The 14,799-nt window shown below is 42.0% G+C and carries 10 protein-coding genes; 3 read left to right on the forward strand and 7 right to left on the reverse strand.

Translation table 11 applies throughout. The annotated features are described in order from the left end of the window. The 3 genes from aroC to QZ735_RS08410 all read right to left on the reverse strand — a co-directional run. The coding region (aroC, locus tag QZ735_RS08400) for a chorismate synthase (RefSeq protein WP_294246835.1) at positions 1-875 on the reverse strand (875 nt) is incomplete at its 3' end. A 42-nt stretch (positions 876-917) separates the two neighbouring features. After that, positions 918-2,561, reverse strand: a complete 1,644-nt coding sequence (locus QZ735_RS08405; protein WP_294246838.1) for a hypothetical protein — start codon at positions 2,559-2,561, stop codon at positions 918-920. A 51-nt stretch (positions 2,562-2,612) separates the two neighbouring features. Continuing rightward, positions 2,613-3,152, reverse strand: a complete 540-nt coding sequence (locus QZ735_RS08410; RefSeq protein ID WP_294246841.1) for a glycine zipper domain-containing protein — start codon at positions 3,150-3,152, stop codon at positions 2,613-2,615. 657 nt (positions 3,153-3,809) lie between these two features. Here QZ735_RS08410 and QZ735_RS08415 point away from each other — a divergent pair. Beyond that, positions 3,810-4,094, forward strand: coding sequence for a hypothetical protein (locus QZ735_RS08415; RefSeq protein ID WP_294246844.1), 285 nt, complete (start codon positions 3,810-3,812; stop codon positions 4,092-4,094). A gap of 209 nt (positions 4,095-4,303) precedes the next feature. Here QZ735_RS08415 and QZ735_RS08420 read toward each other — a convergent pair whose 3' ends face one another. Continuing rightward, the gene (locus QZ735_RS08420) at positions 4,304-5,134 is read right to left on the reverse strand and encodes a glycosyltransferase (protein ID WP_294246847.1); all 831 of its coding nucleotides are present in this window, start codon (positions 5,132-5,134) and stop codon (positions 4,304-4,306) included. A 745-nt stretch (positions 5,135-5,879) separates the two neighbouring features. Between QZ735_RS08420 and QZ735_RS08425 the strand changes: the two genes are divergently transcribed. Continuing rightward, a complete protein-coding gene (locus QZ735_RS08425) occupies positions 5,880-9,653 on the forward strand; it encodes a fibronectin type III domain-containing protein (RefSeq protein WP_294246850.1) in 3,774 nt (1,257 codons plus the stop codon). A 379-nt stretch (positions 9,654-10,032) separates the two neighbouring features. On the opposite strand, the gene QZ735_RS08430 is transcribed toward QZ735_RS08425, so the two are convergent. Further along, on the reverse strand, positions 10,033-10,260 hold the full coding sequence (locus tag QZ735_RS08430) for a hypothetical protein (RefSeq protein ID WP_294246853.1): 228 nt from the start codon (positions 10,258-10,260) through the stop codon (positions 10,033-10,035). A gap of 527 nt (positions 10,261-10,787) precedes the next feature. On the opposite strand from QZ735_RS08430, the gene QZ735_RS08435 reads away from it, so the two are divergent. Next, positions 10,788-11,066, forward strand: a complete 279-nt coding sequence (locus QZ735_RS08435) for a hypothetical protein (protein WP_294246856.1) — start codon at positions 10,788-10,790, stop codon at positions 11,064-11,066. Positions 11,067-11,110: 44 nt separating this feature from the next. Here QZ735_RS08435 and QZ735_RS08440 read toward each other — a convergent pair whose 3' ends face one another. Both QZ735_RS08440 and QZ735_RS08445 read right to left on the reverse strand, forming a co-directional pair. Then, the gene (locus tag QZ735_RS08440; RefSeq protein WP_294246858.1) at positions 11,111-12,412 is read right to left on the reverse strand and encodes an HlyD family efflux transporter periplasmic adaptor subunit; all 1,302 of its coding nucleotides are present in this window, start codon (positions 12,410-12,412) and stop codon (positions 11,111-11,113) included. Positions 12,413-12,476: 64 nt separating this feature from the next. Beyond that, complete coding sequence (locus tag QZ735_RS08445) at positions 12,477-14,669, reverse strand: peptidase domain-containing ABC transporter (RefSeq protein WP_294246861.1); 2,193 nt, start codon at positions 14,667-14,669, stop codon at positions 12,477-12,479. Positions 14,670-14,799: the final 130 nt, after the last annotated feature.

Raw genomic sequence — 14,799 nt, forward strand, 5'->3', positions numbered from 1 at the left:
GCTACCCGGAAATAAATATCCATTCCGTTGGAAATCCCTCCCTGGATTCCGCCGGAAAGATTGGAGCGGGTGGTAAAGTCTTCATTAAAAAGGTCGTTATGGTCCTTTCCGGTCATTTTGGCGCCGCAGAAACCGCTGCCGTATTCAAAGCCTTTGGCTGCATTGATGTTGAGCATGGCTTTTCCCAGTTCGGCCTGAAGTTTGGAAAAGACAGGTTCCCCGATGCCCACCGGAACATTCCTGATGAAACAGGTAATGGTTCCGCCGATTGTGTTGCCTTCTTTTTTGATTTCTTTAATCCTTGCAATCATCCTTTCGGCAGTTTCGGCATCCGGGCAACGTACTTCATTGCTTTCTGTTTTTGAAAAATCCAGTGCCTGATAAGGTTTCTCGCAGAAAATGTCTCCCACGGAAGAAACGTATGCATTGATTTCAATCTCCGGTAACAGCTGTTTTGCAAGAGCTCCTGCCACCACCCAGTTGATGGTCTCCCGGGCAGAAGATTTCCCGCCGCCGCGGTAGTCCCGCAGTCCGAATTTCTGATCGTAAGTGAAATCAGCATGGCTGGGGCGATAAGATTCCGCTATATGATCATAGTCGCGGGATTTCTGGTTTTCGTTTTCGATTATAAATCCGATGGGCGTTCCGGTGGTCTTTCCTTCAAAAACACCGGAAAGGAACTGCACCGTATCGCTTTCTTTTCTCTGGGTTACAATAGCTGACTGTCCTGGTTTTCTCCGGTCCAGTTCTTTCTGAACCGCATCGAAGTCTACGGAAAGACCGGCAGGGAAATTATTGATGATGCCTCCGTAAGCACGGCCATGGCTTTCCCCGAAGGTTGTAAGGCTGAGAAGATTACCTAAAGTATTTAACATCTTACAAATTTACAGCTTTTTCTTCATACCGGAATGGCTTAATTACCGGGTTTGCCGGTAAGCTTCCCGTACCCTGCGCATTATCGTATCTGCCTGCTTCTGTTCCGCAGGATCCAGTTTTTTACAGACAAAACCTTTACGGATGTTGCCGGAATCGATCATTTGCGGGAAAATTCCGGTCTTGACTTCATCAAAAAGATAGCTCTCCGAAAAAGCCGGCAGGGGAGTGTCAAAACTGTACGGGTATCTGTATGATACGTTAAATCTGAAGTTTCCGACGGTATAGGTTCTGTAGCGATTGTATTCATATACCGAAGGCCTGTACCACTGAGTGGTTTCGAATTTCCCCATGAAGCTTCCCAGCCTGAAACTTGGCACATACGTTTGCAGGATTCCGGGAAACAGAAGAATGCCGGCAAGAGCAATGCCCATCACGGAGAAGCCGCCTACCGATATCCTCCTGCTGCAGTGATTCCGCAGAACCATAAAAGCGATCACAAAGAATACATCTATAAAAAATCTGTACTGGGCGGAAAATATCAGCACAAGAAAACTTTTAATCAGTAAAGAGATCAGGATTACGGTAAGCATCCTGTCTTTTTTTCTGATAACATATCCTGTAAAAAACAGCAGGGTTAAAATGAAAAGAATATTGATTTTGGACTTGATGCCTTTCAGGAATAACCAGTTCTTTATAAAGTCCCATCCGGAAAAACGCTGGATTTCTTCATAAGAATACTGCATATCATAGGTTTTGAGGATGGCATACCGGGAAGAAGTGGCCAGGATTTCCTGATCCGGCTTCCAGCTTACACCCAAATCGCCTATGGCCACGGGAAATACAGGGTAGCCGAAAGTGTATATATTTTTAATGAAAAACAGCAGAATGATGACAGCTCCCGGAATGAGGGTGCTGAAATTTTTACGGATGATCAGCAGGGTGTAAAAAAAGCAGGCTGCCGGAACCCATATCATGGTGGGCTTTATCGCAAATATAAATGCTGAAAACGCGAAAAGCAACAGGGTATTGGTATTACGCTGAAGCATTTCATTGGTAACCACCAGCGAAAGGATAATTACAGGTAGGTCCGGGCTCGGCGATTGTGAGAACAGGAGGAGTACCGGAATAAAGAGAAGCTGGATCCAGGTTCTGTTCTCAATGATGTAGATGAGATATACCATTAACAGCACTGCATTTATCCTTAGAAAAGGATCTGAAAGATGTGAAAAGCCTGCCTGAAACAGATGCCATACCGACATTTGGCCCAGGGTAAGGTCCAGATTGGATACTCCTTTCACCAATCCGTATTCCGTTAGCCACCTGATCGTAGGGACATAATATCCGAAATGGTCGAGCACGTAAGGATAAAATGATGCACAGAAAAGCAGTATACCCAGAGCAAAAGAGAAAATGCGGTACTCTTTTGACAAATGCTGCACTAGATGTTTATACTTTTTATTCCTGAAAAAAAAGAAAAGACCGACGATGATCACCGGAATTTCTGTAAAAACGGACAGGGGCAGAAAGAAAGCCGTTATTACCCATAAAATGCTGATAGTCATAATTCCCGTAAAAGCCTGCCCGGCTGTTCCGGTGATGAAAGGTCTGGTCAGTTTTTCAGCGAGGGCTCCCCATCCTGTGAGTACAGGAAAGAGAAGTAAGGCAGAAAGTAACAGTAGAGCCATAAAAAAAGATTGCCTAAAAATAAGCAATCTTTTTATGTTATGTGGAGAATATTAATTACGTGGCTGTACCCTTCCGCTTTTTCTGTCCTGTGCCCTACCCAATGTATATCCTGTAGCACCACCGATAACACCACCAATGGCTGCACCGGCTCCGGGGCTCTTTTTATTTACAATAGCTCCCAGGGCAGCACCCCCTACAGCACCGATGATGGTTCCTTTTGCGGCTTCACTCATACCCTTTTTCTTTGCCGTTGTTCCCTGTGAAGCACTGCTTCCGTTGTTGGCATAGTTTCCATTACTGGAACTTGGTCTGTCACGGTATACGGTACGGGTTTCCCTGATTACCTGCGGTCTGGCATTGGCAGCAGCCGTTCTGGCTTTCTGTACTTCCGTAATGCTGTCTGCTTTTTTCTGGGCTTCATAAGCCATTTTTTCTTTCTCTATAGCCAGCTTCTGTTTTTCAATTTCAAGCTGCCTCATCTGGAATTCCATCTTTTGCTGTTCAAGAGACTTTTCGGCAATCTGATCGTCTTTTTTGCAGGCAGTCAGTAAAAATACTGACAATAAACCTGTTAACACTATACTTTTCATAATTCAAATTTTAAAAGGTTGCTCAAAGCATAAGCTTGATCTCTAATACTTTCAATTATAACGCCAAAATGCCGTTAAGCAATGTTAAAATAGTCAAAACAACTGGAAAAAAATATGAAGTCCGTAGAAATATAGGCCATTAATTCAAAGGTTTCAGCGGAAAAAGATAGGGCAATATGATGAATAAGGCACTTATCGACTATGATATTTCACAAATCTTTAATTTTATTGTCTCTAAATGAATCATTATATTTACACACGCCTACTAAACTGGAAAAAATGAAATTAACTTTGGAAAATTCAGACCTTTCTCTGATTTTAATGCTGGCTATTTTGTTTATATCAATTATGCTTGTTATCTTTGGTCTTATGCGGTTTCTCGAAAAAAAGAGATTCCGATATTGTTTTGCGTATTATAACGGCCGTGCCTATTGCAAAAAATATGGCAGGAGAAAAATATCGTAGCTCACCTGCGTACAACTTCTGTTCAGAATCTCTGAATAGATTTTTTTTCATCATTTGTGTTTTTACAGCCTTCTTCCGGAAGGCTGTTTTTTATGGCAATGATTATTTTTCAGGAGTTTATGATCCGGCTCATATCATAATTGTTCATATCTCTCTAATTTTGGAATAATTAAGACATTAAAAAATTATCATATGAAAAAAGTAATGCTATTAACGTTAGGTTTAGGCCTTTTCGCAGTAAGCTGTAAAAAGCAGGATACACAAAATGACAGCACATCGATGAGCGATTCTGCTTCCACAGGAACCATGTCAGGTGATATGTCAACTACCGGAACCGATATGGATACTACGGCAAGTGTGCGGGACAGCGCCATGAACCAGGGAACAGGAACCAGTCAGACCGGAACAACCGGAACGACCAGTGGTACTACCGGTACGGGAACAGGATCAGGAACAAGAACTGATTCTGCAAGATAACATACCAGAAACACTTTTTTAGACCCCATATACCCTTTAAGATCTGCCTCACCCCCGAGGCAGATTTTTTTGTCAGCATTCTTGAGAACCTTTTTTAAGTACGGATTTATGCAGGAGAATATGCGGCCACTTCCTGCGACGGCCAGCCGGTACAAAAATCCGCTTTACTCAGGATAGCAAAGCGGATCTGTTGTTGTTTATCCAGTGCTTCAGATATGCAGTGTAGATCTTATTCTGCTCATCAGCCTGTAGGGGATTTTAGTCTGATATTCCAGCAGGCTGTAAATTTCTTTGGACGTGGTAAATACAGTCGGGACAGGCCGGTGATGGATAGTGGTAATGTTTCTGCGTTTCATTGTATCCAGTATAACCCTTGCAAAAGAATCTTTGGCGCTCTGTTTTGAACTCGATTGTGAAATTCCTTTTTCATGGATCCTGTATTTATAGAGTACTTCATCAATAAACCGGGCTTCGCCGATCTCAAGAAGCTTCAGATACAAATCCTGATCCACGGCACTTCTCAGAGCAGGATTAATACCGCTTGTCTGTTCATAGGCTGATCTTTTGAACATAAAAAATGCTGAGATCTGGATGGGGATATTAAAGAAATATCGGCTGTTATGAATCTGTTTGATCTTTCCGAAAACTTCTCCGGGCATAAGATTTTCATTGCAGAAAATAAGCCTCGAATAAACGGCAATGGTCTTACGGGATTTCAGCAGTTCATCCGCACAGCATTCGAGTGCATAATCATACAAGGCGTCGTCAGGATCCAGGAAAGCACAGAAATCCCCTGTTGCAAGTTCCACACATTTTCTTTTGGTATAACCGCAGCCCTCGTTTTTTTGATTTGTAAACAGCCTGAAACGCGAATCATCACGGATCAATTCTCTGATAATCTTCACTGAATCGTCTGTAGAACAATCATCTACAATAATAACTTCCCAATTTTCATAGCTTTGTGATATGATGGAATCATAACAGTCGCTGAAATATTTTCCGTTATTATAATTTGCAACAAGAATAGATATTTTATTCACATTTGCTTGATTTAATATTCTCGCAAATGTATTTATTACATCTCTGTAAAATCATGATTAAAATCATCAGATCTTTAAATATAAAGTTATATTTTATAAACTAGTTTTCCCCCTTGATAATTGGCCAAGCCGAATTAAAAATTCATGTTTCACTGCATTTTTCCTGTTGTCGGGTTATTAATAAAAAGAGGCATATCAGCCGCTGCATCAGGGGTTGGCAAATTTATAAAATTACATGATAAGTGGAAACAATGAAAGGGCAAATAGGGTACTTTTTTTTGAAATGTGTAGTGAAGTATACTGAACTAATATGGAATATTGAAAATAATTATCCTATGACTCCACGCATAGTCTGCCTGCCAATTTCCGTGTAATTTTACTTCGGAATTAAATTAATTGATTCTACAAAAATTTTTTTTCATCATTTGTGTTTTTGGGTCTCCTTTCTAAAAGGAGACCTTATTTTTTCATCTTTACCACGTTTCTGTACCGCTTGCAGTCAAAATCAAAATCCGGATAATTCTAAAACCTATAATAAAAGATATCTACCACAATTTGTTTATTATCTATTTTACAGGATACTAAATAATAAAAATCAGCGTTTAGCTAAAGCAGGCTCATATATATGATTTGATACATTCTCTTTGAGTATTTGAGAAATATTCTATAAAAAACATGTTGTTTTATACTATATATTAGCAAAAAACAAATTAGCTTTGCATTGATTAATATTAAATGATAACTTATGAAGAAAATTTCTACTTTTCTAGTACTTCTTCTGTGTTTGCTAAATCTGGGCGCCATACCTGACGTCTATGGGCAGACACCTACTGCGTTACCATATTCACAGAACTTTAATACCGCGAATGATCTGACTCTCCTGAACGGAACTCAGACCAATAAATGGTCTTATGGTGCAGCAACCGGTAATACAGGCAGTTCTTTGTACATCTCCAATAACGGCGGCACTGCCAATGCTTATACCGTTAACTCGAGCAGTATTGTACAGGCATACAAAGACCTGATTATTCCTTCAACAGCTTCTATTGCAAACTTTTCTTTTGATTGGAAAGGGCAGGGAGAATCTATCTATGATTATTTAAGGGTATGGATAGTTCCGACGACATTTACCCCTACGCCCGGTACACAGATTACGGCCGCCGCTAACAGAATCCAGGTGGGAGGTGAACTTAATGGCCAGGCAACGTGGCAGACTTTCAGCACAATCAACCTGAATTTAAGTCAATTCATGGGATCCAATATGAGGCTGGTATTTGAATGGAGAAATGACTTCACTGCAGGGACACAGCCTCCGATTGCTATTGATAACATCAATATAAGCATACCGAGCTGCTTTCCGCCTACGGCAACTGCTGTAAATACGATCACCACAAACAGTGCTGTTCTTTCCTGGACTGCTCCTGCAGCAGTTCCCGGTAATGGATATGAATATTATATCAGTACCAATTCTGCTGCACCTACTGCCGCAACTCCGGGAGTGGCCAGTACAGGAACGACTGCAACAGTAACGTTAACCCCAAGTACAACCTACTATTGGTGGGTACGCTCTGTATGTAGCGCTACGGATAAAAGTGTATGGATTGCAGGAAACAGCTTCTCTACACTCCAGGTTCCTACTACTATTCCTTACGTACAGAATTTCTCGACAGCGAACGATCTGCAGCTGACAAGTCTCAATCAGACCAATAAATGGGTATATGGTTCCGCAACCGGAAACCCTGCCAATTCACTGTATATTTCCAATAACGGAACGGCAAATGCCTATACCATCTCTTCTACCAGTACGGTACATGCTTTCAGAGATCTACTTGTTCCTGCAGGTACCACTTTTGCTACTTTATCCTTTGACTGGAAAGGAGACGGGGAATCCATCTATGATTACCTGAAGGTATGGCTGGTTCCTGTAACCTATAACCCGGCTGCCGGTACCCAGATTACAGCAGGTGCAGGAAGAATCCAGGTAGGAGGAACATTTAACCAACAGTCTACGTGGCAGAATTATTTCGATCCGCTGGTAAACCTGACGACTTTTGCAGGCCAGACGGTGCGTCTTGTCTTCGAATGGAAAAATGACGGTTCCGGTGGTACCCAGCCGCCGATCGCGATCGATAATATCAACCTAAGCATCCCTACCTGTAAAATACCTACGAATATTACCGTATCTACAGTAGGAAGTGCTACCGCAACAATTACCTGGACAGCTCCTTCACCGGCTCCGGCAGGAGGATACCAATATTACCTGTCTACTGTAAATGTTCCGCCAACTGCAGCCACTGTTCCTACAGGAGCATCTGCTACGAATACCCTTAACTTAACATCTCTGACGCCTAATACCACGTATTACATCTGGATCCGTTCCGTTTGTGCAGGTTCAGACAGAAGCTTCTGGATGGCAGGCGGTCCGTTTACCACGACTCAGATTCCGGCTACCATTCCTTACATCCAGCCGTTCACGACAGGAAGTGATTTAGGCTATGCCAATGGTTCACAGGTAAACAAGTGGATTTACGGAAATGCTACAGGAAATACGGGAGGCTCGGTTTACATTTCCAATACCGGTACTACCAATGCCTATAGTACTTCATCCACCAGCATTGTCCATGCTTACAGGGATATTGCAGTTCCTGCCGGAACCACTACCGCTACTTTCTCTTTTGACTGGAAAGCTGCAGGAGAGTCAAGTTTTGACTATATGAAAGTATGGCTGGTGCCTGCCAGCTTTATGCCTGTCGCAGGAACCGGTATCGCAGCAGGAACCGGAAGAATACAGATCGGTAATAATTACAATCAGCAGACGACCTGGCAGACCGTTTCGAATCCTGCCTTGGATATTTCAAGTTTTGCAGGGGCTACCATGAGGCTGGTCTTTGAATGGAGGAATGACGGCAGCGCCGGTACACAGCCTCCTGCAGCCATTGACAATATCAACCTCAGGATCTGCAGCAATGCGACTCCGGTAGTAACCGTAGGTACGGCTACTTATAATTCCGTAGTGCTTACATGGCCACAGGACATCGGCGGAGCAAGTTATCTTGTAAGATACCGTCCGGTAGGAAGTACAGGACCTTGGCAGAGCTACAGCGTACCGACTGCCGCTTCACCGGCAACCACCAATACCACGACATTGCAGTCATTATTGCCGGCAACATTGTATGAAGTTGAAATCGCTGCAGTTTGTAACGGTATTCCGGGAGTATATTCCCACAGTAATTTTACAACACGATGCGATCCTACGCCTCCGAATGTAACCATTACCAGCATTACCCCTACATCCGCAGTAATCGGTTGGGGACCACTGGCGGCAAGCTCAGAATATTTCATGCGGTACAGGATCGTAGGAAGCGGAGCAGCAGGATGGAGTGCGGAAATACCATTACCGGCAGCACCGGCTACTACGTTTTTACTGAGCCCGCTGAATGTATATACTACTTATGAAGTTCAGATCGCCAACCGATGTGTAGGCGAAACAACACTGAACCCATGGTCTAATCCTAAGGTATTTACCACGGAAAGAACATGTGATGTGGCGCCTCCGGGGCTTACCATCACGAATCTGACACCAACAATGGCTACGGTTACATGGGCCTCTTTCCCGGGTGCAAGTTCTTATATATTGCGATACAGGAAAATTGGAATTCCAAGCTGGACGACCATTAACGCCAATACCAATACAGTTACCTTGTCCAACCTGGTGGAACTTACCCAATACGAAATGCAGGTAGCAAATGTCTGCAGCGGTACTACCGGTAACTTTACCCCATTGTATCTGTTTACTACACCTACGGTTACTTATTGCCAGATGGCTGCAACGGCTTCCACAACGGAATATATCTCCAAAGTGACCGTTACGCCGAACGGGAAGCCTGTAATGACCAATACTACGTTGGCATCAACCTATTCAGATTATACCGGAGTTACCAATAAGTTTATCGAGATGGTTCAGGGTTCATCAAACAACCAGATCACCATTGAGAAAAAACTGGCAGGCAACGCGAAAGCCGGAGTTGCAGTCTGGATCGATTTCAACAGAAACGGATATTTTGATATTGACGAAAGGGTGCTGGTTTCTGGAGCCGATAATTCCTCAACCGTAAGCGGTACATTCTCCGTACCTGCAGATGCATTTATCAGCCTGACGGATTTCAAATATGTTGTTATGAGAGTAGCAATGCAGAAAGACGGAATCCCGGTAAATTGTACCAATTTTGCTTCCGGTGAAGTGGAAGATTATACGGTAAGAATTACCAAGCAGATCGTTCCGAATCCAATCAATCAGACCGATATCCTGATTTATCCTAACCCGGTAAAAACGGTGCTTAATGTGAAAAACATCAGTCCGCGGGCAAATTATAAAATTTACAATACTTCCGGACAGCTGGTAACATCAGGCATCATTCTGAACAATAAAGTGGATGTCCGTGCATTGATCAACGGGATTTACGTGATCGATATCGACGATGTGAAAGGCGCTGCCCAGAAAAAGTTCATCAAAGAATAAAGATTATTCATCATCTATATTACAGATAAGCTCTCAGAAATGAGAGCTTATTTTTTTTAACATTTTTTGGAATATTGAATGCCAGGCCGGAATGGGATCAGGAAAGTTCAGCTTCTGTTACAGATACGTGATCTGTGACATTTTTATCTCTTTAAGAGAACTCAACGAATTCTTAATAAGGGTTTAAGTTATGCTAAATATTGTTAACAGGTGCCTTTTATTGTTTTAAATCAACTTTTCCCAAATTTACATTTCATACATTTGCAGTCACTCATGTTTAATTTGAGTTTTCATGGTTATTAGTTTTTTATCCCTGTAGCAATACAGGGATTTTTATTTTAATAAGCAATACAGTTGAAATGATTAGGGATGATAGTGCTTAGTTGCTGTCCTTAACAGAAAGCAAGACCTTGAACCGGGCATTGCTGCTATAGGTCTTACAGGTTTCTTCAGGAAGCAGGGAATAAGATTTACGGAATTCATCAATATACCGTTTCCCTTCTTCTTCTATTTCCGGGATGATGATATAATCGTAAAGGCTTTTGGTAAATTCACTTGAGTTTTTCAGAATGTTTTTTTTGTGCCTCACAGCTTCGTTGAATGTCATTGTATTAGTTTTTTGCAAATTTAATCAATAATATGTGATAAAAGCAAATCACCGCCGGACAATTTTTTGCGGCAACCTTTAATTTAATAGAATAAATTCAATACATTTGCACCGATTCTCATGTTTAATTGAGTTTTCATGGTTATTAGTTTTTAGCTCTGCAGCAATGCAGAGCTTTTTGTTGATTTCAGTCATAAACAGATTAATGCTTGGTTCAATACCTTTACCTTATTAACATAAGCATGTTATATATCTCAGTAAGTTTTAACCCCTTGAAAGAGGGGTTTTTTATATCCCGGCAATATGCAGTAAGACTATAGAATAATTACAGAATATTATTTTTGGCATAATACTTGAATACTATTATGCAAATACACAAATGTTATTTATCCTCACATCACTTGTTGTGGGCATTTATTTCAAACACCATCACCATCACTTAAATATTAATTTTTTCATTTAATCCTCTGCTTCGGTCGGGGATTTTTCAGATGTAAAAAGATGTATCTTTGCAAAAAAAATAATCTGTGTCGTATATTATCAAAACTACTGCCGACGGCCTTATTTACGTAAAGTCATCTCATGTTATTCATATCAGGAGGCCTAACGCTATTGAGGGAGCAAGAGCCTTGGGAAAGCCTTTGGTAATCAATGCGGACCATATCGGGTTTCTGAGTTATAATACGGAGGGCAGCATTGCCTTTTTTATGGCGAACGGCTTTGAAATCGCTCTTAAGATTTTACATGAAGAGGCGGAAGAAGCAATGAACTGTGCAAAGTCCCGTACAGAAAAAACAATAAGGTAAAAGATCAGCATGAATCATAAAATGATTCCTTTTAAGCCTGCTTATCAGCTCTGGTAGCCCAGCAATTTTCGCATCTGGTAGAAAAACCTTTCAATAAGCCTGAGGTCCTGGGTTACGATTTCGGCATTTCCTTTCAGTTCCTTATCGAAAACAAGTTTTTTATTGTACGAAGTTTTAAGGCCCTTCGGAAGAATGACATCAACATAATAATTGCCTTCTTTATCGGGTGAAAGCGATATGTTCTGTACTTTCCCTTCAATCATACCGTATTCCTGATAGCGGTAATTGTCCAGTTTGATCAGTACTTTCTCTCCGGGTACTATTTTCCCTGAATTGGTTGCCGGCACAGACATGCGCCCTACGAGTTTGTCTTTATTGCTCGGAAGAATAGATAAGATGGCATCTCCGGCTTTCACAAACTGGTTTTCCCCGAAAAACTGCTGAAAACTGGCCATTCCGTCGGTATTGGAAATGATAAGATAATTTTGTTCCCATTGTTTTAAAGATTTTCTCAGCTGCTCAAAAAGCTGGGATACCTGTGAAGAATAGGTAATCCTGTCTTTTTCGGTATTAATGGCTGTACCGCTTTTCGTTTTGTTGAGGTTGGAGATGCTTTCTTCAATCTGGGAAAGGGAGATTTTAATATTCTCCAGGTTCTGCTGAGCCTGGATATATTTTATTTTTTCATTTTCCAGTTCTACTGCCGCTATTACTCCCTGGTTGAAGAGTTCCTGGGATCGCTGATAGCTTTTCCTGGTAAGATCATATTTTGCCTGTTCCAGTTGCTTTTGTTGTTTCAGGGTAGCAATTCTTACCCTGTACTCAGATAATGTCTGGTTGGCCGCCAGGTTTTCCGGCGCATAGGGCTGAAGCCTGGTAAAAAGAGCTTCGTCTTGAAAAGCTTTTGCAAAGCCGTTATAGTCTCCCTGCAGTTCCCCGAGTTTATAGTGGGAAGTTTCCGTAAGCGGGAATGAAGATAGCCTGTCCGGATCAATAGAGTCTATAATTTTTTTAAGAGCCAGAATATCTTCATAATTGCCTGTAGACTGCATGACAATAAGCACTTGATTTTCACGGACCTGCTGGTGGTCTTTGATAAATATCTTCTCGATTTTTCCGTTGGTACGGGCCTCCAGCTTTTCCGGAGGATTCTGGGAGGTAACAATAATGGGAGCAGGAATAAACTCCGGATATTTGATGATGTAACTCATGACCATGATCATCACCATAATGAGCAGGATCATGGTATTACCCCAGCGGATCATCCAGTGCGGCGGCTGGGTTAGAATGTCCTGAACGCTTTCCGAACGCAGTTCTATGTTGTCTAAAATATCACTTTGCTTCATTTTAAATAAGATAATGGCCGTATCTTTTCATGTATTATCTTCCGAAAAAATAAGACCTTTTCAGTTAATTTCCGAGTTCCAGCTGATTTTTCACCAGTCTGTAATATTCTCCTTTCAGGGCTACGAGTTGGGTATGGTTTCCTTCCTCCACAACCTTTCCTTTGTCCAGAACAATGATTTTATCTGCATGTTTCACTGTGGAAAGCCTGTGGGCAATAACGATGGCCGTTTTGCCTTTAAAGAACTGTTCCAGGTTTTCCATGATTACTTTTTCATTATTGGCATCCAGCGCCGAAGTAGCTTCATCAAAGAAAATATATTCAGGGGATTTATAAACAGCCCTTGCTATAAACAGCCTCTGTTTCTGCCCGCCGCTGATCCCAAGTCCTTCGTTTCCTATTTTCGTGTTATAACTTAACGGAAGTTCTTCGATGAAATCCTTGATGTTGGCGATTTCAACAGCTCTTCTGAGTTTCTGTTTATCTACATAATCCTCACCTACTGCAATATTATTGGCAATGGTATCATTGAAGACATATCCTTCCTGCATCACCACACCGCAATGATCCCTCCAGAATCTTGGGGAAATATTCTTGAGTTTGGTATTGCCCAGCCTGATGTCACCCTGATCAGGTTCATAAAACTTCATCAGCATTTTTAAAAGGGTTGTCTTTCCGCTCCCGCTGGATCCAACGATGGCTGTGGTTTTCTGGTAGGGTATGGTAAGGCTCAGGTTTTCAAATACCGGCTGGTCTGAACCGATGTACCGGAACGACAGATTTTCTATTTCCAGGTCTTTCTGGGGAAGGTCGTGGGTATATTGCTCGTCTTTATTTTCCTCATCTTCCTTATCATGGATTTCACCCAGACGTTCCAGGGAAATCTTGGCATCCTGGGTCTGCTTGATAAAGTCAATGAGCTGAAGGAGCGGACTGTTCAGCTGTCCGATGATGTATTGTACGGAAAGCATCATCCCCAGGGTAAGATTTCCTTCCAGAACCAGTTTTGCCGAAAGGAAGCTGACGAGAATATCCTTCATCTGATTAATGAAATTTCCTCCTACCGACTGCCATTGTTCCAGCGAAAGGGATTTGATCCTGATCTTGAACAGTTTGACCTGCAGGAATTCCCAGTCCCAGCGTTTCTGTTTTTCAGCATTGTGCATTTTGATCTCCTGCATACCGTTGATAAGCTCGATCACCTTGCTCTGTTCCTGTGAAACCTGTGAGAATCTCTTGTAATCAAGTTCCTTTCTTCTCCCCAAAAAGAAACTGATCCATCCGACATATGCAGCAGCACCAACAAAATAAACAATGAACAGCCTGTAGTCGTAGAACAAGAGAACAATACTGAAGATAATCAGGTTAACCAGTGAAAACAGGGTGTTCAGGGAGGAGCTGGTCAGGAGCTGTTCGATCCGGTGGTGGTCATTGATCCGCTGCATGATGTCACCGGTCATCCGGGTATCAAAGAAACTGATCGGAAGTTTCATGAGTTTAATGAAGAAATCCGAGATAATGGAGATATTGATTCTTGCGGATAAATGCAGAAGAATCCAGCTGCGGATAACCTCGATCCCCATTCTTCCTACGAAAAGCATGATCTGGGCCAGCAGGACAAGGTAGATAAAATTAAGGTCCTGGTTCTGGATTCCCACGTCTACGATGCTTTGGGTAAGGAAAGGAAGGATCAGGGAAAGTAAACTTCCTGCCAGCAGGCCTACTGCCAGCTGGATGATGAGGGATTTATATTTCAGCAGGTATTTTGAAAGGAAACTGAAGCTTGCCTTGCTTTCCTGATCGTCAAATTCAGTCTGAAAAAAGGCAGGCGTTGTTTCTAAAATCAGTACAATGCCTTCTTCTGTTTTTTCATCTGCGTTTTCACCGATCCATAATTTGATAAACTCTTCCCTCGAATAGGTAATCAATCCGTATCCGGGGTCGGAAACATAGACTTTGTTGCTTTTGTCGATTTTATAAACCACTACGAAATGGTTTTTATTCCAATGCACAATGCAGGGCAGAGGGACTTCTTCGGCAAGGGATTCAAAGTTGATCTGGACTCCTAACGAGCGGTAACCAAGATCTTCGGCAGCATCGCTCAGGCCCAGCAGACTGCTTCCTTCGCGGGTAGTTTCAGAAAGGTTACGGATCTGTTGCAGGGAGATACTTTTCCCATAGTGTTTACTGACAATACGGAGGCAGGTAGGACCGCAGTCTTTGGAATCGGGCTGGCGGTAAAAAGGAAAAGATTTCAATGATTATGTTTTTGTTATTAAGATTGATTTTCCGGAATAATTCAGGCAGTACATTTTGCTGTAAGGCAGTGCACTCACCTAAGGTCGTTCATTTTTTCCCTAATGTAAGGAAATTTTATATCGCATACTT

The organism is uncultured Chryseobacterium sp. (genome assembly GCF_913776365.1).
In the GTDB taxonomy this organism is placed as follows: domain Bacteria; phylum Bacteroidota; class Bacteroidia; order Flavobacteriales; family Weeksellaceae; genus Chryseobacterium.